Source organism: Blastomonas sp. RAC04 (genome assembly GCF_001713435.1).
GTDB classification, from domain to species: domain Bacteria; phylum Pseudomonadota; class Alphaproteobacteria; order Sphingomonadales; family Sphingomonadaceae; genus Blastomonas; species Blastomonas fulva.
Map to the genome: position 1 here is coordinate 3,852,679 of NZ_CP016460.1, position 22,495 is coordinate 3,875,173.

Annotated in this window: 21 protein-coding genes; 7 read left to right on the forward strand and 14 right to left on the reverse strand. The window is 63.3% G+C overall.

Going from position 1 to position 22,495, the window contains the following annotated elements; translation table 11 throughout:
- Positions 1-68 precede the first annotated feature (68 nt).
- Genes BSY18_RS18870 through BSY18_RS18880 form a run of 3 tightly spaced genes read left to right on the forward strand, consistent with a single transcriptional unit; the run spans position 69 to position 3,132 of the window.
- Positions 69-1,244, forward strand: a complete 1,176-nt coding sequence (locus BSY18_RS18870; RefSeq protein WP_069052037.1) for an acyl-CoA dehydrogenase family protein — start codon at positions 69-71, stop codon at positions 1,242-1,244.
- Positions 1,241-2,314: an acyl-CoA dehydrogenase family protein gene (locus tag BSY18_RS18875; RefSeq protein WP_069051533.1), complete on the forward strand. Its 1,074-nt coding sequence runs from the start codon at positions 1,241-1,243 to the stop codon at positions 2,312-2,314. The genes BSY18_RS18870 and BSY18_RS18875 overlap by 4 nt, the downstream gene beginning before the upstream one ends.
- Positions 2,311-3,132 (forward strand): enoyl-CoA hydratase-related protein, encoded by an 822-nt coding sequence (locus BSY18_RS18880; RefSeq protein ID WP_069051534.1) that lies wholly within the window; start codon positions 2,311-2,313, stop codon positions 3,130-3,132. The genes BSY18_RS18875 and BSY18_RS18880 overlap by 4 nt, the downstream gene beginning before the upstream one ends.
- 7 nt (positions 3,133-3,139) lie before the next feature.
- Here BSY18_RS18880 and BSY18_RS18885 read toward each other — a convergent pair whose 3' ends face one another.
- The 6 genes from BSY18_RS18885 to BSY18_RS18910 all read right to left on the reverse strand — a co-directional run bounded on the left by BSY18_RS18885 (position 3,140) and on the right by BSY18_RS18910 (position 11,349).
- The gene (locus BSY18_RS18885; protein WP_069051535.1) at positions 3,140-4,573 is read right to left on the reverse strand and encodes an MFS transporter; all 1,434 of its coding nucleotides are present in this window, start codon (positions 4,571-4,573) and stop codon (positions 3,140-3,142) included.
- Between the two features lie 59 nt (positions 4,574-4,632).
- On the reverse strand, positions 4,633-5,835 hold the full coding sequence (locus BSY18_RS18890; RefSeq protein ID WP_069051536.1) for an acyl-CoA dehydrogenase family protein: 1,203 nt from the start codon (positions 5,833-5,835) through the stop codon (positions 4,633-4,635).
- On the reverse strand, positions 5,835-6,908 hold the full coding sequence (locus BSY18_RS18895; protein WP_069051537.1) for an acyl-CoA dehydrogenase family protein: 1,074 nt from the start codon (positions 6,906-6,908) through the stop codon (positions 5,835-5,837). Before BSY18_RS18895 ends, BSY18_RS18890 begins: the two co-directional genes overlap by 1 nt.
- A 17-nt stretch (positions 6,909-6,925) precedes the next feature.
- On the reverse strand, positions 6,926-7,726 hold the full coding sequence (locus tag BSY18_RS18900; protein ID WP_257785055.1) for an enoyl-CoA hydratase/isomerase family protein: 801 nt from the start codon (positions 7,724-7,726) through the stop codon (positions 6,926-6,928).
- A gap of 77 nt (positions 7,727-7,803) precedes the next feature.
- Positions 7,804-9,177 (reverse strand): MFS transporter, encoded by a 1,374-nt coding sequence (locus BSY18_RS18905; RefSeq protein WP_083231576.1) that lies wholly within the window; start codon positions 9,175-9,177, stop codon positions 7,804-7,806.
- 12 nt (positions 9,178-9,189) lie between these two features.
- Entirely contained in the window at positions 9,190-11,349 is a 2,160-nt protein-coding gene (locus BSY18_RS18910) for a TonB-dependent receptor (RefSeq protein WP_069051539.1), read from the reverse strand.
- Positions 11,350-11,606: 257 nt separating this feature from the next.
- On the opposite strand from BSY18_RS18910, the gene BSY18_RS18915 reads away from it, so the two are divergent.
- A complete protein-coding gene (locus BSY18_RS18915) occupies positions 11,607-12,365 on the forward strand; it encodes an N-acyl homoserine lactonase family protein (protein ID WP_069051540.1) in 759 nt (252 codons plus the stop codon).
- Between the two features lie 7 nt (positions 12,366-12,372).
- On the opposite strand, the gene BSY18_RS18920 is transcribed toward BSY18_RS18915, so the two are convergent.
- From BSY18_RS18920 to BSY18_RS18955, 8 genes are read right to left on the reverse strand one after another with little or no spacing between them, the layout of a single operon-like run.
- Positions 12,373-13,110 (reverse strand): enoyl-CoA hydratase/isomerase family protein, encoded by a 738-nt coding sequence (locus BSY18_RS18920; RefSeq protein ID WP_069051541.1) that lies wholly within the window; start codon positions 13,108-13,110, stop codon positions 12,373-12,375.
- Positions 13,111-13,137: 27 nt separating this feature from the next.
- On the reverse strand, positions 13,138-14,289 hold the full coding sequence (locus tag BSY18_RS18925; RefSeq protein ID WP_069051542.1) for an NADH:flavin oxidoreductase/NADH oxidase: 1,152 nt from the start codon (positions 14,287-14,289) through the stop codon (positions 13,138-13,140).
- Positions 14,286-15,311 carry an aldo/keto reductase gene (locus tag BSY18_RS18930; protein ID WP_069051543.1) on the reverse strand — a complete coding sequence of 342 codons (1,026 nt, stop codon included), beginning with the start codon at positions 15,309-15,311 and terminating at the stop codon, positions 14,286-14,288. The genes BSY18_RS18925 and BSY18_RS18930 overlap by 4 nt, the downstream gene beginning before the upstream one ends.
- 11 nt (positions 15,312-15,322) lie before the next feature.
- A complete protein-coding gene (locus tag BSY18_RS18935; RefSeq protein ID WP_069051544.1) occupies positions 15,323-15,775 on the reverse strand; it encodes a hotdog fold thioesterase in 453 nt (150 codons plus the stop codon).
- Between the two features lie 5 nt (positions 15,776-15,780).
- Complete coding sequence (locus tag BSY18_RS18940) at positions 15,781-16,653, reverse strand: SDR family NAD(P)-dependent oxidoreductase (RefSeq protein ID WP_083231577.1); 873 nt, start codon at positions 16,651-16,653, stop codon at positions 15,781-15,783.
- A gap of 28 nt (positions 16,654-16,681) precedes the next feature.
- A complete protein-coding gene (locus BSY18_RS18945) occupies positions 16,682-17,578 on the reverse strand; it encodes a molybdopterin-binding protein (protein ID WP_069051546.1) in 897 nt (298 codons plus the stop codon).
- Positions 17,575-19,005: a hypothetical protein gene (locus tag BSY18_RS18950; protein ID WP_069051547.1), complete on the reverse strand. Its 1,431-nt coding sequence runs from the start codon at positions 19,003-19,005 to the stop codon at positions 17,575-17,577. The genes BSY18_RS18945 and BSY18_RS18950 overlap by 4 nt, the downstream gene beginning before the upstream one ends.
- Positions 19,006-19,007: 2 nt before the next feature.
- On the reverse strand, positions 19,008-19,658 hold the full coding sequence (locus tag BSY18_RS18955) for a (2Fe-2S)-binding protein (RefSeq protein WP_150126338.1): 651 nt from the start codon (positions 19,656-19,658) through the stop codon (positions 19,008-19,010).
- A gap of 123 nt (positions 19,659-19,781) precedes the next feature.
- Between BSY18_RS18955 and BSY18_RS18960 the strand changes: the two genes are divergently transcribed.
- From BSY18_RS18960 to BSY18_RS18970, 3 genes are read left to right on the forward strand one after another with little or no spacing between them, the layout of a single operon-like run.
- Positions 19,782-20,465 (forward strand): TetR/AcrR family transcriptional regulator, encoded by a 684-nt coding sequence (locus tag BSY18_RS18960; RefSeq protein WP_083231579.1) that lies wholly within the window; start codon positions 19,782-19,784, stop codon positions 20,463-20,465.
- 1 nt (position 20,466) lies between these two features.
- Positions 20,467-21,078 carry a 4Fe-4S binding protein gene (locus BSY18_RS18965; RefSeq protein WP_069051550.1) on the forward strand — a complete coding sequence of 204 codons (612 nt, stop codon included), beginning with the start codon at positions 20,467-20,469 and terminating at the stop codon, positions 21,076-21,078.
- A complete protein-coding gene (locus tag BSY18_RS18970; RefSeq protein WP_083231581.1) occupies positions 21,078-22,490 on the forward strand; it encodes a hypothetical protein in 1,413 nt (470 codons plus the stop codon). Before BSY18_RS18965 ends, BSY18_RS18970 begins: the two co-directional genes overlap by 1 nt.
- The last annotated feature ends 5 nt before the right edge of the window (positions 22,491-22,495 follow it).

Genomic DNA, 22,495 nt, shown 5'->3' on the forward strand with positions numbered 1-22,495 from the left:
GGATTATCGCTTGACTTGGGTGCCCAACCCGTTTTCAGATGGGGAAAATCGGGCCAGAGGAATTTGCGATGGAATTGGGTTTCGGCAGCGCGTTTGATGCCTTCCGCGAGGAGGTGCGCGAGTTCATCAAGGGACATTGGCCACCTGCGGACGGCAATTTCAAATCGCACGAGAACGAGCGCACCTTCGTCATCGCCGCGATCGAGCGTGGTTATATGCACCGCAGCATCCCCAAGGCCTATGGCGGTTCCGAGCAGCCTTCGGACATCGTCAAGGCAGAGATCATCCGCGAGGAACTGACCAAGGCGCGGGCACCTTCGGGGCGGATTCCGGGCAATGGGCTGGTCGTGCCGACCCTGCTCGAATGGGGCACCGAGGAGCAGAAGCAAAAGTGGATCGCGCCGACGCTGCGCGGCGACATCGTCTGGGCGCAGGGCTTTTCCGAGCCCAATGCCGGATCGGACCTTGCCTCGCTGCGCACCCGGGCGGAACTTTCCGCCGACGGATCGAAATGGATCATCAACGGCCAGAAGATCTGGACCAGCCATGCGCACAAGGCGACGCACATGTTCTGCCTGGTGCGGACCGAGCCCGACGCCGCCAAGCATGCCGGCATCTCTTACATTCTGGTCGATATCCGCCAGCCCGGCGTCACCGTGCGTCCTTTGGTCCAGATGACCCGGCAGAAGGAATTCAGCGAAGTGTTCTTCGACAATGTCGAGGCACCTGCCGACATGCTGGTGGGTGAACGCGGCAAGGGCTGGAACGTCACCCGTTCCACGCTCAAGCACGAACGCTCAGGGATCGCGACGATGACCTGGAGCCTTTCGATGTTCCGCGATCTGGTCAAGCTTGCCAGGGAGGTCGAGTATGACGGCGCGCCTGCGATCAAGAACCCGCGGATCCGCGAGGAACTGGCCGCGATCGAGGGGCAATTACTCAGCCTCACCTATTCCACCTACCGTGCCACCTCGCACGATGTGCATGACCGCGAAATCGGGGCGTTCCAGACCATGCCCAAGGTCTACATGACCGAACTGGCGGGCCGGATCTCGAAACTGGCACGCGATATCGTCGAGAACGACTTTGTCGACATGGGTGGCGAGCGGCTGAAATGGATCGAACGGTTCATGATCTCGCTGTCGATGTCGATCGCCGGGGGCACATCGAACATCCAGCGCAATATCATCGCCGAGCGCAGCCTTGGCCTGCCGCGCGACAAGACCCAGGGAGCGCCGGCATGAACTTCCTGCTGACCGAGGACCAGCTGGCGCTGGTCGATAGCGTGACCAACCTGCTGCGCGACAAGTGCGATCCGCTGCGTGTCCACAAGATATTCGATACCCCTGGCGATGCGCAGTTCGATGCAGAGCTTTGGAACGCGCTGTGCGCCATGGGCGTGCCTGCGATCATGGTGCCCGAAGAGCATGATGGGCTGGGGCTCGAGCTGGTCGATCTGGCGATCGTTGCCGAGGCTCTGGGCAAAGCGGTCGCGCCGGTGCCGTTCCTGGGCCATGCGCTGGCGACGCTTGCGATCGCGCTGGGCGGATCGGAAGCGCAGAAGGGCAAGTGGCTGCCGCGGCTGGCGTCCGGCGAAGCGCTGGCGACGATCGCGTTCTGCGAAGGCAAGAGCGGCTGGATGCCCGACGCCTGGACATTGCCGGGCACCAGCCTGAGCGGGGTCAAGACGCTGGTCCCCAACGCAGCCGAGGCTGACCTGATCGTGGTCGGCACCGCAGACGGGCTGGCGCTGGTCGAAAAGGGTGCAGCCTATAGCTGCGTGCGCATCGACAGCGCTGACCGCACCCGCCCGGTCGATACCGTGACGTTCGATGGCGCTGCGGCCGATCCGATGCCGGGCGATGCACAGGTCGTCACGCGGCTGATGGACGCGGCTGCGGTGCTGCTGGCGGCGGACTCGTTCGGCGGCGCGCATCACTGCGTCACGATGTCGGTGGAATATGCCAAAATCCGCGAGCAATATGGCCAGCCGATCGCGGGCTTTCAGGGACTGCGCTACCAGCTGGTTGCGATGGCATTGGCGACCGAGCCTTCGCGCGGGCTGTACTGGTATGCCGCGCATGCCTGGGACGCGATTCCCGACAAGGCATCGCACGCTGCATCACAGGCCAAGGCGCACCTGGCCGATACCTATCTTCAGGTTACCCGCGATACGGTCGAGGCGCATGGCGGCATCGGCTTTACCTGGGAGCATGACACGCATCTGTACATGAAGCGCGCGATGCTCAACTGGGCCTGGCTGGGATCGCCCTCGCGTCACCGGCTGCGCGCCGCAGATCTGGCCGGCTGGTGACCGCGCCCGAGCCAGACCCGGTTCTCTATGACGCTGCCGATGGCGTGGCGGTGATCACGCTCAATCGTCCCGACCGGTTGAACGCATCCAACGCGGCGATGTCGGCAGGGCTGACCGCAGCCTTCACCCGCGCCGGGCTCGATCCGGATGTGCGCGTCATCCTGTTGCGCGGGGCAGGGCGGGGCTTTTGCGCGGGCGCCGATACCGAGGTGCTGAATGCGCTGTCGGTGGGGCCCGACACGCCCAGCAATGCCTCGGCAGGCCTGCGCTACGATGGCTTTACCAACCTGCCCAAACCGGTGATCGCTGCGATCCATGGCCCGTGCGCGGGGATCGGGTTGGCAATGGCCTGTGCGGCCGATATCCGGATTGCAGCAGACAGCGCGTTCTTCCTCGCCCCGTTCGCATCGCTCGGCCTGTGTGCCGAAGGCGGGCTGGCATGGTCGCTCTCGCGGTTGATGGGGCAGGGCAACGCCACCGAAATGCTGCTGTCTGCCCGGCGCATCGGCGCGCAGGAGGCTTGCGCCAAGGGGCTGGTGTCGCGGGTTCTGCCGGCAGACGGATTTGCCGATGCCGCGTTGGACTATGCGCGTTCCATCGCAGCGCACGCACCATCAAGCTTTGCGCACATAAAGCGCCAGATGGCCGAGGTCGATGCCCAGGATTTCGAGACCGCGCGCGCGAACGCTGCGGCGCTGGTGCCTGCAACGCTGGACCATGCCGACTTCAAGGAAGCGATGGCCGCACGGCGGGACAAGCGGACGCCGCGCTTCGCCCCGGTCATCGCCGACTTCGCCCCGCCTGTCAGCCAGGGCTGAAACGCTGTCAGCTTTCCGCCGCGGCCGATAATGTCTTTGGCAGCATCTGGCACAACAGCAGGCTGATGAACGCGGTGCCCGCGACATACAGGAAGGCGGTCTGATACGCCGCCGCATCGGGGAAAGCATGGCCGCCAGCGCCGCCATGTCCGCCGCCCCCTCCAGCTGCGAGCAACGTCGCCACGGTTTGCGCGCCTACCGCCATGGCGGTCGATCGGATCACCGCCATCATGCCGCTGGCCTCGCTGGTCCGGTCGGGCGGGGTGGCGTGGACGATGATGATCGGCATGGTGACAAGAGTCATGCCCAATCCGATACCCTGGAGGATCATGAGCGCAATCACGAGGCCTGGGTCGCTGTTGTAGAATGCCAGGATCAGGAAGGCAGAGCACATCATCGTGCAACCCATCCGCGAAATGTTTCTGGGCCCGAACCTTTTCACTGCGGACGCCACAAACGGGGTGGTCAGCCCCGTAAGGATATTGGCCGGAAGCAACAGAAACCCCGCCATCGTTGCACTGAGACCTAAGCCGATGCCCGTCGCCAGGGGCTGCTGACCAAAGAGCGCCATGAGGTGCCCTGCCTGGTAGACCCCCAGAGCGATGAAAACCATGAGGATGTTTGGCCAGGCGATTTCCGGCTTGGCCAGCAGGCGTACATCCAGCAGCGGGTTCTTGACGCTGAGTTCCCGCCAGACCCAAGCGGCGAGAAACGCTGCAGCCCCGCCGAGCCAGGCGAGCGACGTTGTGTCTGCAAGGCCGTACCTGGAACTGTGCGTGATCCCCAGCAACAGGCTGACCACGGCCGGAATGAACAGCAGGCCTCCGAGCAGATCTTCCAGCACCCCGACGCCAGCCCGCAGCCGATCCTTGGCGACAAAGACAAGCACGGTCAAAAATGCGCATGCACCCAGGCCAACCGAGATTTTGAAGATCATCGTCCAGTCGGCATAATCGATGATCAGGCCGCCGATCACCAGGCCGGATCCTGACGCAATGGTCACTGAAGACGAGATGAGACCAATGCCCAGCGGTACGCGATCGATGCTCACCCGTTCGCGGATCATGCCGAAGCACAAGGGAACGATGGCGCCTGCAAAGCCCTGCAACGTCCGCCCGAGGATCAGCCATTCCAGTTCCTTGGTCACGCTGCTGATGGCAGAGCCCAGGGTGGACAGGGCGAGCACCCAGAGCAGGATATTGCGCCTGCCCAGAAGGTCGCCCAATCGCCCGAACAGCGCCGCGCCTGCCGCTGCCGACAGCATGAACGCGGTGACCAGCCACCCGGCCTGCGCGGTGCCGCCGAAATCGGCGACCAGACTGCGCATCGCGGCATAGATCATTGTCAGCTCGAGAGCCGCGACTAGCTCTGCGATCATCAGCGGGATGACGAGGCGATAGAAATCGCCCCGTTCGGTGCGCTCGGTGGCGGCCTGATCCATTGCACTCTCCTGTGGCACTTCGCCGGTCTTGGATCGCCGGCTTGCTGTGCTGGGTTCGACTAGCCTTTGGGCATTCCCAAAATTCTCTCGGAGATGATGTTGCGCATGATCTCGTTCGATCCGCCCGCGATGGTCCAGCCATAGCTGTTGAGGAAGTCGTTGAACCGCAAGCGGCTGCTGTGCCCGGTGCCGGGAATGGCAGGCTGCCATTTTTGCGTTTCCAGCCCCTCTGCGCGCAGCAGGAACTCGGTGTACCGCTGCAGGAACGGGCCCCAGGTCAGCTTTATATAGGTCGGCAGCGTGGGCGATGCCTTGTCGGGATTGGCCTCAAGCTCGATCAGCAGCTTGCGGATCATCAGCCTGACGGTCTGCAATTCGCCATAAAGCGCGGCATACTCCCGCCGGAACTGCACGTCGCGCATCCATGTGTCACGCGCCGCCTGGCCATCGAGCTCGAACGAGCGGGCGAGGCGCTCGACTTCGCCGAAGATCAACAGTCCCCGCTCGGTCGACAGTGTCGATTGGGCAATGTTCCAGCCATTGCCCTCGGCGCCGATCAGGTTGGCGACGGGGATCTTGACATCATCCATGAAGATCTCGGCGAAGTGCGCTTCGCCGGTGATCTGGTTGATCGGGCGGACTTCGACACCGGGCGATTTCATGTCGAGGATGAAATAGGAGATGCCGTCATGCTTGCGCTTGCCGTTGGGGTCGGTGCGCGCGAGCAGAAGGCAATAATCGGCGTGCGCTGCGCCCGACGACCAGATCTTCTGGCCGTTGACGACATAATGATCGCCCTCCAGCCGGGCGCTGGTGCGCAGGCTGGCAAGATCGGATCCCGCGCCGGGTTCGGAAAAGCCCTGGCACCAGATGTCGGTGCCATGGATGATTCCGGAGAGATACTTGTCCTTCTGCTCGGGCGTACCGTGCTCGAACAATGTGGCGGGCGTATGGAACAGCGAGATGATGAACATCTCGACCTCGGGCGCATCGGCGCGCGACAGCTCTTCATAGACCATGATCTGGTACGAGAATGGAAGGCCCGGCCCACCCCATTCCTTCGGCCAGTGCGGCGTGCCGAGACCCACTGTGCGGCGCGCCTCGAGCCACTTGACGATCTCGGTCTTCAGCGCCGAACCGCGAACCTGCTGCCACTCGGTCCGCCAGTTCCGGGGCATGTGTTCTGCCAGCCAGTCGCGGATTTCCTGCCGGAAAGCCTGCTCATCGCCAACCTTGCCCAGAATGTCATATGTCCGGCTCATCACGCGGCCTCCAGAATGTCTGCAATGCGGTCCAGCAATACCGTTCGGGTTCCGAACAGGGCTTCGTTCAGCTTGGCGCGTTTGAGATAGATATGCGGGACGTACTCCGACGTGAATCCGACGCCGCCATGCAGCTGGATGCAGTCACGCGCCACTTCGGCGACGATGCGGGTGACATGCTGCTTGGCGGTGAGCGCGGCGAGCAGCGCGCCGGGTGCGTAGGGCGCGAGAGCAGAGGCGTGCTCGACCAGACCGCGCGCAGCCTCGAGCGCGGCCTTGTGATCGGCGACCCGGTGCTTGAGCGCCTGGAAGGAGCCGATAAGCCGCCCGAACTGTTCGCGCACGCCCATATATTCGATGGTCGCCACCAGAACGGCATTGCCGCACCCCAGCGAGTCCGCGGCCAATGCGATCGCCGCGAGCCGCAGCAGTTCGTCATCGAGGCCTGGCCCGCAATTCCCGGCCAGCACATGGGCGTCTGCCAGCGCGACGTTGTGCAGCGTGACCGTGCCCAGCGATCGCGAAGTATCGGCAAGCAGCGAGCGCTCGATCGTCACGCCAGCCGTAGCCGCCGGGAGCGCGATCCACACCGGTTGGCCGACGCGGCTGCCCCGCAGGAAAAGCACGGTGGCGGACGGGGCGTCGAGAACATCGGAGACCACGCCGTTCAGCACCGCGCCATCGGTGTCGATCACGGCGGAGCCTGGGCTGGCCAAGGCCGCACGCTGGCTGCTGTCGGACAGTCCTGCGACCAGGGCGTCCTGCTGTTCTTGCGTGGCAACTGCGTCCAGCAGGGCAACGGTCAGGGTGTTGCCCAGCATCGGCAGAGGCGCTGCGGCTGCACCCAGCGCCTCATGCAGCGCCGCGGCAGCCTGCGTGCCCAACCCGAGCCCGCCCTGCGCTTCGGACACGGTGAGCGCGGTCCAGCCCAGCGCGCCAGCCTGGGTCCACAAGTCTGCCGCCATCGTCGCATCGCCGCGCGCAAAGGCCACCGCCTTCTCGCGGGGCCATTCGGCACCCAGGAACTCGGCAAAGCTTTCGGCGAGCACGCCGATGTCGATTTCGTCGGACATTTCAGTGATCCTGCTGGTCAATTTGAGGTGAAGCGGGGGGCGCGCTTTTCGAGGATGGCGCGCACGGCTTCGGGGTGGTTGGGCGATTCCCACGACACGGTTTCCAGCCGCAGCATCTCGTCCATATAGCGCCGTGCCTTGTCGAGAATGTCGAGGTTGAGGCATTGCTTGGTGGTCTGCACCGCCTCGGGCGACTGGGAGAGGAACATGTCGGTCCAGTGCTGGACCGTTGCGTCGAGCGCGTCGCGCGCGACGGCTTCGGTCACCAGCCCCTTCGCCTTGGCATCCGCGCCGGAAAGCGGCTTTCCTGAAAGCAGGTGCCGCCGCGCTTCGACCAGGCCGATCAGGTGCGGCCAGATCAGCGCACCGCCGTCGCCGGTGGCAAGCCCCACGCTGACATGCGAATCGCCGATCTTTGCGTCTTCGACGATGATGGTGATGTCGCCTGCCAACGCAATGCTCGCACCCAGCCCCATGGCGTGTCCGTTGATCCTCGAGATCACCGGCTTGGGGCACTCGAGCATGCCGATGATGATCGCGCGGGCTTCGGCCATGCCGACCTGCCAGCGGGGGCGGTCGGGCCAGTTCTCGATCATGCGATTAAGGTCGCCGCCGGCGCAGAATGCGCGGTCGCCGCCGCCCGTCATCACGATGACTCGGACGTCGGGGTCTGACCCTGCCACGGCCCAGATTCGCCCCAGGTCGTCATGCGCCTGGCCGGTCATGGCGTTGAGCGGGGGATTATCGAGCATCACGGTCAGAACGGAATTTGCGAGGCTTACCTTCAGGCCAGTAAATGGCGCATACCGAGACGGCACCTTAATCCTCCTAATTGTTTATCTGATTACTGTGCATGGAACCGTGCGGCCGGGCAACCCCTGATCTGCACGGTCGGTCAGCTTTCGCGGCTGGGTGAACTGGCGGAAGGGGTCCCATCACGGTGAAGATTATCGCGGTTCGCAACGTCTGCAACCGCCTTGCGCATTGGGGCCAGGCCCACAGCCAGCAGGATCATGATCACCGGCGGCAGAACGCCAAAGGCCAAAGCCATCGCCGGGCCGAGATTGGCGTTGTCCCCGAACATCAACCGCGACGCGAGCGCGATGGCGGGTGGGCCGAGGCCGAACCCGATGAGGTTGTAGACCAGCAGGAATGTCGCAGAGGCGATTCCGCGGCGTTCGGGAATGGTGGCTAGCTGCAGCCCGGCTGCAGCCACCGCGATGAACGGCGAGATCAGCGAAACAAACGACAGCGCGGCGAAGGCGACCCACATATTGGGCGTGAGAAAGGCGATGATCCCGGCCAAGGCGTGGATCGGCAGGATGTAGAGATACATCCGCAGATGGGCATCCTGCCGCCCGCGCCTGATCAGCCAATCCGCGATCAGCCCGCTGCCGATCATGCCCAGCGCACCTGCCACCAGAGTCTTGATACCTAGCAGCGCGCCGACGCCCGCAGGGGTCCAGCCAAACTCGCGCATCATATAGGTGGCCGACCACGCCGTCGTCGCCGCGCCCAGAAAGCAGAACAATGAAAAGGCGGAAAAATGACAGGCATAAAATCGCCAATGCCGTGCGAAATGCTGACGGCTGGCGCTCGCTGTCACCGCACCGGTGGTGGCGGCGCGCCGCCTGCCCGGATCCGGAAAAGCGAAAACCAGGAACGCCATCGGCAGGCCGACAGCGCCGATCGCAAGGAACACCAGCTGCCAATCCCGTAGCGCACCAATTCCAGCCAATGCGATACCATCAAGGGCGCCGACATAGCCGACCAGCGCGCCGCCAACCGCATAAGATAGCGATGCGCCGACGATGCTGCCGAGCGAGAAGATCGCCATGGCGCGCCCCAGCCGGGATTTGTCGACCATGTCGCTGATGATCGAATAGGCTGCGGGCAGCAGCGCAGCCTCGCCCGCGCCAACCCCGAAGCGGGCCAGCAGCAGCTGGCCATAGCTGTTGGCAAATGCGCTCGATGCCGTGCTCAGCGACCAGATGACGATGCCGGTGAAGATGATCAGACGGCGGTTGTAGCGATCGACCGTCCAGCCCACAAAAGGGCCGCACAGCGCGAAGAAGAGCGTAAAGCCAAGCCCCTGCAGGAACCCCATCTCGACATCGCTGACACCCAGATCGGCGCGGATCGGATCGACCAGCAGGGTCAGGATCTGGCGGTCGAGATAGGCAAGCGCATAGATCGTCAGCAGGATGATCAGGGTCCACCATTCGGCAGGGCGCAGCCGTGGCACAGCGGATGTTGGACCCGGGGTCATCGACCGGCCTTGCTAGAATTGCAGTTCGGCGCGGATGCCGTAGGTCCGGGGCCGTGCATAAGCGATGGAATCGCCTGCTGCTGCCTCGGTGACATAAAGCGAATACAGTTCGTTCGCCAGATTGCGGCCCCACAGCGCCACCTTCAGGTTCTGGCTGGGGAAGGTGTAGCCAAGCTCTGCATTGATCAGGACATAGGAAGGCTGCTCAAGCCGGTTGGCGGGGTCCCAGAAAAAGCGACCCGAGTAAAACGCGTTGGCCGACAGGTCGAGCGCCCCGCTGTCGGCAAATTCGTGGCGGTAGCTGGGGCCGAACGACGCGGTGAATTCAGGCGTGCGGATCAGTTCGCCTCCGGTGGCACCGGCAAGGTTGCGCTGGCCATCACACGGGTTGATCGCCCCGATCGGGATGGAGGCATTGCCGAAGGCAGGCGCACCACGCGGGCAGAAGATGGTCGCCCCCGGAAAGTTCTTGTACTTGCTACGGGTATAAGCGACCGAGCCGCGGATCAGGAACCCTGTCGCGATCTCGACCGATCCTTCGATTTCGCCGCCATAGATTTCGGCCGCCGCGGCATTGAACACCTGGGTCAGGCCACCCGCATTGGGGTTGAAGGCCTGAAACTGGATGTTCGAATAATCGTAGTAAAAGCCTGCAGCCGAAAGGCTGGTGCGGCCCTTGCCGAACTTGAAGCCAAGCTCGTAGGCGTCGACCTTTTCGGGGAACACCGGATTGACCGCCAGCGCCCCTGCGGCAAGGATACCGTCGAACCCGCCGCTCTTGAAGCCCTTGCTGAACGTCCCGTAGACCGAGGCGTTGGGTGACACCGCATAACGCAGGCCGACGCGCGGCGTGAAGGTCTTGAAGGTCTGCTCGCGCAGCACCGCTGCAGGGCCGCGAACGATGCTGTAATCCTTCTTTTCGATATTGTAGCGCGCGCCGGCAATCAGGGTCAGGTCGCCCAGTTCCACATTGATCTCGCCAAATGGCGCAAACGCCTCGGTCTTCTGGCGGATGGTGTTGAACACCGCGCCATTGTTGACGATGGTCGCGTTGGTGGAATCGTCATTGTAGTAAAACGCGCCGACAAACCACTTCACCGGGCCATCGCCCTGCGATACCAGGTTCAGCTCCTGGCTCCAGGTTTCCTGACGCCCGGGAACCTGCGCCTGCACCAGTGCCAGGTTGGTGCGATCAACATCGGTGACGAGGTCGGTAACAATCTTGGCATAGCTGGTGATCGAAGACAGTTCGGCAAAGCCCAGGTCTGCGGTGGCGTTCAGGCTGACCTGATCGCTGTCGACGGTGATCGTCGGATCAAAGCTCAACGACACCTGGCGCGGGCCGACCGGTTGCAGCGAGCCCGGCAGTCGCAGCGCGTTGCTGTTGCCGTTGAGCACACCGAGGGTGAACGCCGGGTTCGCGGAACGCTCGGATCGGCTGGCGGTCAGGATGAACTCTAGCCTGTCGGTCGGCTGCAGCAGGATCTTGCCGCGCACCGACATGGCATTGCTATCTGCGACCCGGTTGCCGGTACCGATGTTGCGGACATAGCCCTGATCATCGCCGTACAGGAACGCAAAGCTGACGGCGATCTTGTCTGACAGCGGGGCCGTGCCAAAGGCGGTCAGCCGCACGTCATCAAACCGGCCGTAAGACGCGGTCAGCCGCGCTTCGGGGGTGAACGATGGCCGTTTGGTGGTGACCCGGATCGCGCCACCGGTCGCGTTGCGGCCAAACAGCGTGCCCTGCGGCCCCTTCAACACCTCGACCTGCTCAAGATCGACTAGATCGCTGAAATTGGCGATCTGGTTGGGCTGATAGACGCCATCGATATAGATCGCGACATTGGCGTCGTTTCCGGCCGATGTCACCGTCGTGCCGATCCCGCGCACGGTAGGCTGGGCAAAGGCGCCGTTGGTGGCAAAATTGAGGCCCGGGATGACCGCGGTCAGGTCTTCGGTGCTGCGGATGCCGGCTTGTTCGAGAGCATTGCCGCTGAGCGCGCTGATCGAGATCGGAACATCGATCAGCCGTTCGGCGCGGCGCTGCGCGGTGACGATGATCTCGCCACTATCGGCGTCAGCATCCTGCCCGGTTTGATTGTCCTGCGCCCACGCGGCCGGGGTGGTCAAAATCGTTGAAACGCACAGCGCTGCCAGAAGCCTTTGCATCGACGTCCTCCCTATCCATTCTGGATCTTTTTATTAATCCTATATATAATATATCTGAATCGGCATTGGCAAGGGGATTCTGTTTGTGCCTTCCTGCCTTGAGGGGCTGCAGCGTCGGCACACGCAACCGCTGGCCGGGGGGCGCTATTGCGTGGTTTCAATCGGGCGAGGTCAAACACCCGACACTCCCATTGCCGAGCGAGCATCAATCCTTTAGATCATTGTGACGACAAGCAGCTTCCAGATAGGGGATCAGCATGCAGGATGACGTGACGCTCTACGCTTTCAATTGTGGCTGGTTTCAGTGCAAGCCAGGCTATTATGTCGAAGGCGACGAGGGTCCGCACATGCGCGCGCCGGTGCCCAGCTATCTGATCGAGCATCCCAGGGGGCGCGCGGTTTTCGATACCGGAATGGGGGTGCGTTTTCGCCGGGAGCAGGCCAATGCGCTGCCCGCCGACAAGTTCGGGCTCGAATGGTTCGAGGGCATGGACATCGCCACGCGGCTGAAGGCGATCGACGTCGATCCGGCGAGCATTGACTGGATCATCAACTCGCATCTGCACATCGACCATTGCGGCGGTAACGCGCATCTGCCCAACGCGACGGTGCTGGTGCAGGCAATCGAGTTCGAGACCGCGCGGACCAGCGAGCAGCCGATGCTCTATACGCCCGACGATTACGATACCGGCCAGCCGATAAGGACGGTCTCGGGAGAGCATGACCTGTTTGGAGATGGCAGCGTGCGGATCGTGCCGACCTTTGGCCATACGCCGGGGCACCAGAGCGTGATCGTAAAGCTCTCCGGTGGCGAGGTGCTGCTGGCAGGGGATTGCTGCTACACCGAGCGTAACCTCGATGTGATGGTGCTGCCCAATGCGACCGCCAACTTGGAGCAGGGGATGGAAACCTATCGCCGCCTCGATGCGCTGCGCAAGAGCGGTACGCACATCCTGTTCGGGCATGATGGACTGCAGTGGAAATCGGTGACCGAAGGCGTGCCGTTCGTGTTGTGAAACGCGGCTATTTCTTGCCGAACCCTTCAGCCACCCGCTCTTCCAGATCGGTGCCGCGTCCCTTGGTGTTGAACACCTCGTGCGCCAGACCCGCTGCCAGCGGCAGATCGGCCTGCGCGATATAGAGTTCCTTGTAAGCGAACACGCTGTGGCGGCTTTGTCCGGCAATCGCGCGCGCCATCTCCATCGTCCGCGCCTCAAGCTGGTCGTCGGCCACGCACTGGTTGGCAAGCCCGATCCGCTCTGCCTCACGCCCGGAAACGGGGAGGCCGGTAAAGCTGATCTCGCGTGCCTTGAAGCTGCCGACGCGGCGCGGCAGGCGCTGGCTCATTCCCCACATCGGCACCATGGAGAATTTACCATGCGTATCGGCAAAGCTTGCGCTTTCGGATGCCAGGATGATGTCGCCTGCAAGCGCAAGTTCCAAACCGCCGGTGAAGCAGCCGCCCTGCACCGCGACGATCAGCGGCTGGGGGATCGACGCAAGCCGGGTGACGATATGCGGCTGGTAGAACGGCCGGGGAAATTTCACCCCGCGTTCCTTGAGGTCATTGCCCGCGCAGAAGACCGGCCCTGCCGCGCGCAGCACGACCACGCCGATGGCATTACCTGCCGCCTCGATCGTATCGAGATGGCCTTCAAGCTCCTGCCACAGCGCCAGGCACAGCGCATTGCGCTTGTCCGCCCGGTTGAGCGTCAGGATGGCAATGCCATCGCTGCAGTCATAGGTTACCAGCTGGGTCATATCGCTCTTGCTCCTTGCGGGCCTCGACTATTTGCCCTGCTGGGCTTTGCGCCGCCGCAGCCACCAGCCATATTGCGGCGGCATCAGCTTCCAGCCATTGGCCTCGTCATGCTCGGTCGCGATCTGCATCGGCCAATTGGGGTTCCATAGCAGCTCTCGGCCCAATGCGATCAGGTCGGCGCGGCCATCCTGCAGGGCTATGGCGGCTTGCTCCCCGGTGCGGATCAGCCCGACCCCCATCGTCGGTAGCCCAGCTTCATGCCGGATACGCTCGGAGAACGGCAGCTGGAAACCGGTCGTGCGGGCGACTAGATTGTTCTCCGCTGGAAGCTTGAATCCGCCCGACGAGCAATCGATCATGTCGATGCCAAGTTTTTTGAGTTCCACGGCATAAGCCACCGAGTCCTCAAGCTGCCAGCCCACGCCCATGCCATCGACCGAGGATATGCGCACGAAACAGGGCAGGTGATCGGGCCAAACGTCGCGCATCGCGGCAGCAATGCGCAGCGGTAGCTTCATCCGGCCTGCGCGGTCGCCGCCATATTCATCCTGACGCTGGTTGCCCAATGGCGACAGGAAGCTGTGCATCAGATAGCCGTGCGCGCAGTGCAGTTCGCACACATCAAACCCGGCATCGCGCGCGCGGATGAATGCGGCGCGATAATCCTCGACCACCTGGTCGATAGCCGCATGGCTCATTTCGGTGGGGGACTGGCAGCCGGTATCGAACGCGATGGAGCTTGGCGCGCAAATCTCCCATGGACCTTCGCCGCGCGCCGCGATATCGGCATCGCCCAGCGGAGAGCCGCCCTCCCAGGGCCTTTGCGATGCGCCCTTGCGTCCCGAATGCGCGATCTGGATCGCCGAGGCCGCGCCCAGGCTGGCGATCAGCCGGGTCAGCCGCCGCAAGCCTTCGACATGATCGTCCTTCCAGATGCCAAGGCAGCCATGGGTGATGCGCCCTTGGGTGTTGACCGAGCTCTGCTCGACAAACACCAGCCCCGCGCCGCCAGCGGCCAGCTTGCCGATATGCTGGACATGCCAATCGGTGACAAAGCCATCCTCTGCCGAATAGGTCGCCATGGGCGAGACGACGATGCGGTTGCGCAAGGTCAGCTCGCGGAGCTGATAGGGCTGGAACAATACATCCAGATCGGCGGTGGTTTCGTTGATCGTCATTGGGCGTCTTTCAGTGTCAGCGTACCGCCAACGGGCAATGGCCCAGCAAGGCCGATAACGGCGTGCGGCAGATAGGGGCTTTCCAGCCGCTTGATTTCGTCGGGCGACAGCGTGACATCCACCGCCGCGATGGCATCGTGAAGGTGCGAAGGCTTGGTCGCACCGATGATCGGCGCGGTGATGCCGGCTTTGCCCAGCAGCCAGGCCATGGCGATCTGCGCACGCGGCAATCCGCGCTCCAGTGCCACGGCGGCGACCGCCTCGACGATCTGCCGGTCATTGTCTGCGGTCGCGCGATATAGATAGGCGCTGAACATGTCGGTTTGCGACCGGGCGGTCTTTTCGTTCCAGTCGCGGGTCAACATGCCGCGCGCCAGCGGACTCCACGGCAGCACGCCCACGCCCTGGTCGATGCACAGCGGGATCATCTCGCGCTCTTCCTCGCGATAGACCAGATTGACCTGTGGCTGCATCGAGATGAACCTGGTCCAGCCATGGCGTTCGGCGGTGAACTGCGCCTTGGCGAACTGCCATGCGTACATCGATGATGCGCCGATATAGCGCGCCTTGCCGGCCTTCACGATGTCGTGCAGCGCCTCCATCGTCTCTTCGATGGGAACGCCGTAATCCCAGCGGTGGATCTGGAACAGATCGACATAATCGGTGCCCAGCCGGGCCAGGCTGTCATCGATCGCCTGGAACAGCGCCTTGCGCGAGAGCCCGCCGGTGTTGGGCGCCGCGCGCCACGGCGCATAGGCCTTGGTCGCCAGCACGATCTCGTCGCGGTGCGCGAAATCGGCGATCGCCCTGCCGACGAACTCTTCCGATGTGCCAGCCGAATATTCGTTGGCGGTATCGAAGAAGTTGATACCGCCCTCAAGCGCCTGCCGCATGATCGTGCGGCTGTCGGCCTCATCGATCGTCCATTCATGGCGACCGGCACCGGGACGACCAAAGCTCATGCAGCCAAGGCAGATGCGCGAGACAACCAGACCCGACGCCCCCAGGTTGATGTATTTCATGGGCTAGTTCCTCAATTGCGTTCGATGGAAATGACGGCGGCGGTGAAGCGCGAAATGCACACCAGTCTGCCCTGTTCGTCGGTGATGCGGATCGACCAGATCTGCGTGGTGCGCCCGCGCGATTCCGGGCGCGCAGTGCCGATGACCCAGCCCTCGCGCACCGGACGGATATGGTTGGCGTTAATCTCCATCCCCACCGCCATGAATTGCTCCTGATCGAGCGTATGCACCGCGCCCAGCGAGCCGAGCGTTTCAGCGAGAACGATCGATGCGCCGCCGTGCAGCCGTCCCCATGGCTGGTGGGTGCGCGGTTCGACCGGCATCCGTCCGATCAGCGCATCATCGGTGACATCGGTAATCTCTATCCCCAGAAACGCCTGCATCGTATCGGCACCGATGCGGTTGAGCGCGTCTGCCTGAGGGCGTGCGCCCTGCCACCAGATCGAAGCGGGTGCGGTGGTCATGGCGGTCACTGGGCTTCGGCTTTCATGTCCGCAGCCACGGCAGCGATGACGCTGTTGACCTCATAGCGGTCCGCGTTGCGCTCCCATGGGGCCTGCGCTGCGAACGCGGACTGCATCTCATCCAGCCGCTTTTCTGCGGCGCGGATGGTATGCGAATGGGTGACGATGTAGAAATCACCGCGCAACGTGCCATCCACCGCATCGCGCGCAGCTTCATCCACCGGCATGCCGCGCGCCTGGATGCGGGCGCTCATTTCCAGATTGCGCTGTTGCGCGGGCAAGCCTTCGGGACGACCGCCGCCGCCCAGCGCCGTGCCGACGAGGCCGGGGCAGAAGATGCTGACGTGCAGATTTTCAGGCGCTTCGGCGCGCAATATCTCGGCCAGCCCCAGCACCGCGTGCTTGGATGCGGTATAAACCGCAGCGCCAGCGTGCTGATATCCGAGCGAATGCTCCGATCCGGTGAAACAGATGCGGCCACCTTCGGGCTGCTGCTCCATCATCCGGGCGAAAACCGATGTGGTGCTCCACACGCCGCGGACGTTGACGCCGAGGATCCAGTCGACTTCGGCTGCCGTGATCCTGGTGTAGCGCCCTGCAGCGATGACCCCGGCATTGGCGAACAGCATGTCGCAACCGCCCATCGTGGCGCTGACATAAGCGGCCAGCGTCTCGACCTGAGCGTGGTCGGAGACGTCGCAAACGAAGGTGCTGCAGCGCTCACCCAGCATGGACAGCGTTTCTGCCAGTCCGGCCTCGTTGACATCGCAGGCGATGACCTTTGCGCCGCGCGCGGACAGCTCCTGCGCGATGGCGCGGCCGATGCCCGAGGCTGCGCCGGTGACGACGGCGCGGGTGTTATCAAGCAATAAAGACATAAAGGCGGTTCCTGCTGGCTGAAGCGGATCAATGATGATGATGCGGCTGATGGTGCGGCAATGTCGAACGCAGCGGCGCCGCGATGGCTTCGACCAGCTGCGGGAGGCTGCTACCCGCTGCCAGCCCGTCGACGATCACCGGCAGCGCCAGCTTCACCTCATGCGTCGGGCCGGGCAGGGCAAAGACCGTGGACCAGCCCAGCCGGGCGATGGCGATCCGCACAGCGTCCTTGACATGCCTGCCATGGCCCCGCGTGTATTGCGCCAGCACGGCGGTCGACAGTTGTGGATCGAGCCGTTCGAGCGCCTCGACGGTATGGTCCTTGTCTTCCGCGCCGACCCCGCCGGTGGTGATGATGATGCCAAAGCCCTCGCCTGAAAGCCGCGCGACCATGCCTGCGATCTCGGCCTCGCTGTCGCCCGCGATGCCGCCAAACTCGACCTCGAAACCGGCTGCCACCATCGCCTCGCGGATCGCGGCGTAGTTGGTATCCTCGATCTCGCCCGCCAGAATTTCGCTCCCGGTGCTGACCACCGCAACGCGGCGCGAAGCATAGGTGGCGATCTGGCTTTCCAGCTTGCGCGCATCGGCCAGATAGCGGTCCACGTCAGCGCGCGGGGTGCCGATGACGCCCAGTATCCCTTCGGAATGCACGGTGGCATCCGCAGCGACACGAATGCCCGGAACAGCCGCCAGCGCCGCCAGCAGTGCGTCCTGCTTGCCCGCGACATCCTCAAGCTCAACGCGCGGTGCCAGAATATCCAGCACCACCAGCTGCGGGCGCACATCGGTGACAAACACCTTGTCGCGCGGCAGTGACAGCACATCGGCCACCACGTCGGCGAGACCCGGCAGGTTGGCATTGTCGAGGTCGATGCCGTGCAGCCAGACCTCGGTCTTTTCGAGCAGCTGAACAGAGGTCATGGCGTAAGCCCGCGCTGGCGCAGCCATTTGGGCAGATAGACATTATCCACTTTATCCCGCACCGCAGGCGCGCGATCGAGAAGGTGCTGAGCCAGCTTGCGGCTGACGCGGAACGCGCCGGGGGTGCGGTCAAACACGATGACATTGTCCGTGCCACCATCGCGGCAAGCCGCCGCCACCGCCTCATCCAGCGTCGGCCAGACGGGAGCCTTGGCACGGTCGAAATGATAGTTGGACGGGTCGTTGAGCATCCAGCGGTTGACCGTGTCGCCGACCACGTGGACGGGGTAATTGTCCCACAGAAACGGCTGCGGCACGCCGCCTGCCATATAGTTGATGACGATGCCCTTGATCGCATTGTTCTTGCCCATGGTGAGACCCGGCTCTGCGCTGTCGTGCCGTTCGGCGGCGAGCAGCGAGAGGTTGTCGAGATCCATGAAATCGACATCGGCGCACAGCATGTTGTCGAACGCGATGCCGCCTGCATAGCAATAGACGCCGCAGCCGTGATCATCGAACACCACGACGCAATCCTCGATCTCGCCCAGGATCTTGATCGCCATGCCGTAATTGCGCATGATTCCGGCCGCTAGCCGCCGATCCAGCGCCTTGAGGTCGTTGTCCGCCTCGACACTGGCGACGCCTTCGGACGTGGTATCGAGCACCATCGTCGCAACGTAGCGGTCCTGGATGAAGTCGCTCTCGAAGATGCAGCGTGACACGATCTGCCCGGTGCGCGGGCCAAAGCCGAAATGATAGGCTGATCGCGATTCAAGCCGGGCATAGGCCATGCCGAAAGGTTTCATCAGCCGGTCGAGCATCCGGTGCAGATAGCCCTCGCGCATTTCGGTGACATGGGTGTGGATGAAATACGGCGCATCAAACAGCTTCTTGGTGACATACATATCACCCAGCTTGGTATCGACCTTGGTGCCTGCGCCCATTTGCGGGCATTCCTCGACATCGCCGAAACGCTCTTCCAACCGGTAAATCTTCACCCAGTCGGGGTTTTCGATATGTCCCATGGATTCGGCGATCCGCAGCCGCACCTTGGCCCCGCGCGTTTCCTTGACGTGCGCCGCGATCACCTCGAGCATCGTCACATAGGCCTCGCCGCACAGCTGCAGGCCGTGCGGGTTGGCGATCAGGTTGACCATGCGACCGGGCTGGATCTTCGACCAGTCTATAGCCTCTGCGCGCTCCTGCGCCTGCCTACGCACCTCATCGAGCGAGGTCGGGCCAAGCAGCGCGTCTTCTGACCAGATCGTGGGCGGCAGGTCCGGCATGAGCGCGCGGATGGGCAGCGCGGTCATGTCCGGCAGATCAGCGGCGCGCTTGGCGACGACCTTGCCGGGCTCGCGCTTGTTCCAGGTGCGGTGGAAGGCGGGCGGACGCAAGGCGTCCATGAACGGGGAGAGGAGGGCCATATCTATCGCCTCTTCAATTTGGTCATGTCGCCGAATTCCTTGTCGAGCGGATATTCGGGAAAGGCGTCGCGGATCGAATCGGGCAGGGTGCCGTCGGCTTGAACATGCTGCCAGAGCGTGGCGGATTCGCCATACCACTGGAAGCCGTTCTTGGGGTTGCGCGGCGCATCGCCATGGCCTGCGCAGGCGAGCAGGTGCAGGATCGGCTGCATGCACAGTTCGAGGCACCCGGTGCGCGCGCCGGTCGCCAATGACACCGCTTCGGGCGAGTGCGCGCCTGCGACAATGGCCGTTGCGATCTCGCCCGCCTTGGTATCGGTGCACACGCAAATCTGCATGTTGCGGCCATAGCCAGCCTTGCGGCACAGCGCCTTGACCGCATCTTCGTCGACCTGGGGCAGGTCGAACCCGATGTCGAACGGCTCGGCCAGTTCGACCATCTCGATGGCATCGTCCGGGCAGATTTCGACGCAGGCCTGTGCGTTATAGCAAGCTTCCGGGGCGAGCATCGCGATGTTGCGGCTTTTGCCCGGTTCGTCTTCGCGCCGTGGACGCATGCCGATCGCGACCGTGGGGCACACCTGCTCGCACAACCGGCAGCCGGTGCATTTGTCTGCCACGATCTGGGCCACCATGCGGACGCGCTTGGGCAAGGCTCTCTCCTCAATGCCGGGCTTGATTTCCGGCTGTTTGCCCAACGCATGAAATCGCCGTCAAACCTATTTACTGTCTGACAGTAAGTTTGTAGGGTGGCCAAAGCAAGATAATTTGAGAGGATGGCTATGGCTGGCGTCGCTGCAATCGCACGGACGCAGGAAGAGCGCACCGAGGCCGCGAAACAGCGGCTGCGGGAGGCGGCGCTTCAGCTGTTCGGCAGTGATGGCTATGATGCCACGACCTTGTCGGCGATCAGCCTGAAGGCCGGTTTCAGCCGGACTCTTGCGCAGTATCACTATCCCGAAAAGTCGGCGCTGGCGCTTGAGCTGCTCGAAGAACGCATCAGCCGCGATAACCATCTCGACCTGCTCGATTGCCCAGATGACGCGACGGCCGAAGAGGCTTGGGGCTGTCTTGTGCGGCACCTCGCTGCCGTGGCGAGCTATTATGGCAGGCTGCACGGATCGTGCGATCTGGGGGTGGCCGTGCGTGGCGAGATGGCGTTGCATTCGGCCGCGCTGATGGGTGCCGACGCCTCGATCACCGCGAAGGTTCATGCGCTGACCGTGGACCTGATTGCTCGGATCGAGCGCCTATTCGAAATCTGCCGCAAGGGTGGGCTGATCCCTGACGCATCGGACTCGCATGCACTGGCGATCCTGCATGTCCACTCGATCTGGGGGCTGGCACAGGCGCTGTTCGCCAACCCCAAGGGTATCCGGCCGGTCACTGCAGCGTTCGCGCAGATCGGCGTGCTGCTGGATGCCTTGCGCGTACCTGCCCCATCTTCAGGGAGTGTGTGACGTGGCGATTGTCAAACTGGTCGCAGACTATAACGCCGATCCCTGCACCGGCTGCAAGCTGTGCGACATCGTCTGCCCCAGCGGCGCAATCCGCATGGAGGCGCGCAAGCCGGTCATCAACGATGATCTGTGCATCGGCTGCGGGCGTTGCGTCGATCGCTGCCCGGAAAACATCATGTGGATGAAGCCGCGCGAAGCGCCTCTGGTCACCACGGTCCGGGCTGAAGAGGTCGATCAGGATGCGGTTGCCGCGCTGCTGCTCAAGGCCGGTATCGAGGCGTCCGTGTCGGTGTGCGTGTGTACGCTGACCCCGGCATCGGAGATTGCAGGCGCGGTGATCAAGGGCGCGGAGACGCTGGAAGAGGTCTGCGCGATGACCGGTATGCGCTCTGGCTGTGGCATCTATTGCGTCGCGCCGGCGCTCAGGCTGCTGGAGGCGGCGGGCCGCGACATGACCCCGCCGCCGCAGCATCGCTGGTATCCCACGACGCTCTCGCTGTTCGACCTGAGCGACGAGGCCTGCGCTCGGTATCCTGATGCGTACATCGCCGAAGATCGCGAGGTGTTCGATCCCGGCCACAAATACGGCCCGCTGCCCAAGGAGATCGTGTGATGACCGCTCTTGCCGCGATCAAGCCCCCCGCCTTCATGCATTCGGATTACGGCCCGGCGCTGCAGCCTCACGTGTCCGAGACGGTCGATTCGATGGTCTCGGTGCCGCTGACCGATTTCTTCCCGAGCTTTGCCCCGCCAATCACTTCGGGCTATCCCGAGACGCTGGAGGCGGATTTGGAACGCGTGCGGGCGGAAACGCGCAAATCGCTGGCGCTGGTCGATATGTCGAACATCGCGGCGACCGACAGCGTCAACATTCTGGCATCCGAGCACGGCTTCGGCCTGATGGGCGGCTGGCCCTATGCCGAGATGATCAAGACGATCCGCGAAGTGGTGATGGAACGCACCGGATGCCGCAAGATCCACCTGCGCCTCGCCATCTATCGCGGTTTCCGCGAGGCCGACGAGGTCGCCGAGCATTTCGGCTTTAACGAGGCGTTCGAGGGTCGGGTCAAGGGGCTAGGGCCGTTCGACCAAGGGGTCGAGGTGGAGACCGCCATCGGCCCGATGTACCTGATCAAGCGCGCATTCGATGCGCCCAAGTTCATCCACGCTTATTATGACGACCCGCGCGAAATGTATTTCAACCGGCTGCTGTACAAGTCGTTCAAGTCGTTCTGCATGTCCTATGCGCGCTACGAGACCCGCTCGGTCTATCACAGCATGTTCGGCAACCGCAGCGGCAGCGTGATCCCGCGCGCGTTGTTCGATTCCGACTTCATTCAATCGCGCTATACGTTCAGCTCGGTGCTGTGCACCACGCCGATGGGGGTTGTGGGAGTCGATGCGACGACGGATCTTTATGCCATCGACCGGCGCATCACCAAAAGCCATTTGGAAACCTATGGCCGGATGCAGCGGCTGTTTGCCGAGATCAAGGATTGTGTCGCGGTCTGGGATGGCGGACGCTGGGGCTATTATCTGCACGGCGGCGGGCTGATCTTCGGCACGTTGCTCACCAACCATTCGGATGCGTTTGATCTCGACCAGCCGGTGGTAGCAGGCTTCATGCAATCGCCCACCAATCCTGTGAACTTCTCGCGCAACAAGAATATGCGCGGCGTCGTCGTCAACCAGGCGTGGGTTGGCGCAGGTATCCCCTATGTCACCATGCCGTTCACCACGCCGATGTATATCGTGGGGGAGGAGCAGGCGGAGATGTGGCGCGAGGACCCGACCAACCCGCTGCTGATGGATCGCGCCAAGGTGGTCGACAGCCTGGAGCAGGGCATCGCCATGGCCTGCGAAAAGGGCCAGACCGACAAGCTGATCGTGTTCGATGGCAGCTATGGCCACCTGACCTGCAACCAGCAATTGGCCGATCTGTTGAAGGAACGCGCGCCTGCGGTGGACAAGCTGGTGGGTGAAGAGCTGCTGCCCAAATGGCTTGCGCAGCGCGGACTGGCCTGACCTGC

Coding starts and splice junctions, on each gene's coding strand:
- BSY18_RS18870 (WP_069052037.1), top strand. CDS start 69: ATGGAATTGGGTTTCGGCAGCGCGTTTGATGCCTTCCGCGAGGAGGTG.
- BSY18_RS18875 (WP_069051533.1), top strand. CDS start 1,241: ATGAACTTCCTGCTGACCGAGGACCAGCTGGCGCTGGTCGATAGCGTG.
- BSY18_RS18885 (WP_069051535.1), bottom strand. CDS start 4,573: ATGGATCAGGCCGCCACCGAGCGCACCGAACGGGGCGATTTCTATCGC.
- BSY18_RS18890 (WP_069051536.1), bottom strand. CDS start 5,835: ATGAGCCGGACATATGACATTCTGGGCAAGGTTGGCGATGAGCAGGCT.
- BSY18_RS18895 (WP_069051537.1), bottom strand. CDS start 6,908: ATGTCCGACGAAATCGACATCGGCGTGCTCGCCGAAAGCTTTGCCGAG.
- BSY18_RS18905 (WP_083231576.1), bottom strand. CDS start 9,177: ATGACCCCGGGTCCAACATCCGCTGTGCCACGGCTGCGCCCTGCCGAA.
- BSY18_RS18910 (WP_069051539.1), bottom strand. CDS start 11,349: ATGCAAAGGCTTCTGGCAGCGCTGTGCGTTTCAACGATTTTGACCACC.
- BSY18_RS18915 (WP_069051540.1), top strand. CDS start 11,607: ATGCAGGATGACGTGACGCTCTACGCTTTCAATTGTGGCTGGTTTCAG.
- BSY18_RS18920 (WP_069051541.1), bottom strand. CDS start 13,110: ATGACCCAGCTGGTAACCTATGACTGCAGCGATGGCATTGCCATCCTG.
- BSY18_RS18925 (WP_069051542.1), bottom strand. CDS start 14,289: ATGACGATCAACGAAACCACCGCCGATCTGGATGTATTGTTCCAGCCC.
- BSY18_RS18930 (WP_069051543.1), bottom strand. CDS start 15,311: ATGAAATACATCAACCTGGGGGCGTCGGGTCTGGTTGTCTCGCGCATC.
- BSY18_RS18935 (WP_069051544.1), bottom strand. CDS start 15,775: ATGACCACCGCACCCGCTTCGATCTGGTGGCAGGGCGCACGCCCTCAG.
- BSY18_RS18940 (WP_083231577.1), bottom strand. CDS start 16,653: ATGTCTTTATTGCTTGATAACACCCGCGCCGTCGTCACCGGCGCAGCC.
- BSY18_RS18945 (WP_069051546.1), bottom strand. CDS start 17,578: ATGACCTCTGTTCAGCTGCTCGAAAAGACCGAGGTCTGGCTGCACGGC.
- BSY18_RS18950 (WP_069051547.1), bottom strand. CDS start 19,005: ATGGCCCTCCTCTCCCCGTTCATGGACGCCTTGCGTCCGCCCGCCTTC.
- BSY18_RS18960 (WP_083231579.1), top strand. CDS start 19,782: ATGGCTATGGCTGGCGTCGCTGCAATCGCACGGACGCAGGAAGAGCGC.
- BSY18_RS18970 (WP_083231581.1), top strand. CDS start 21,078: ATGACCGCTCTTGCCGCGATCAAGCCCCCCGCCTTCATGCATTCGGAT.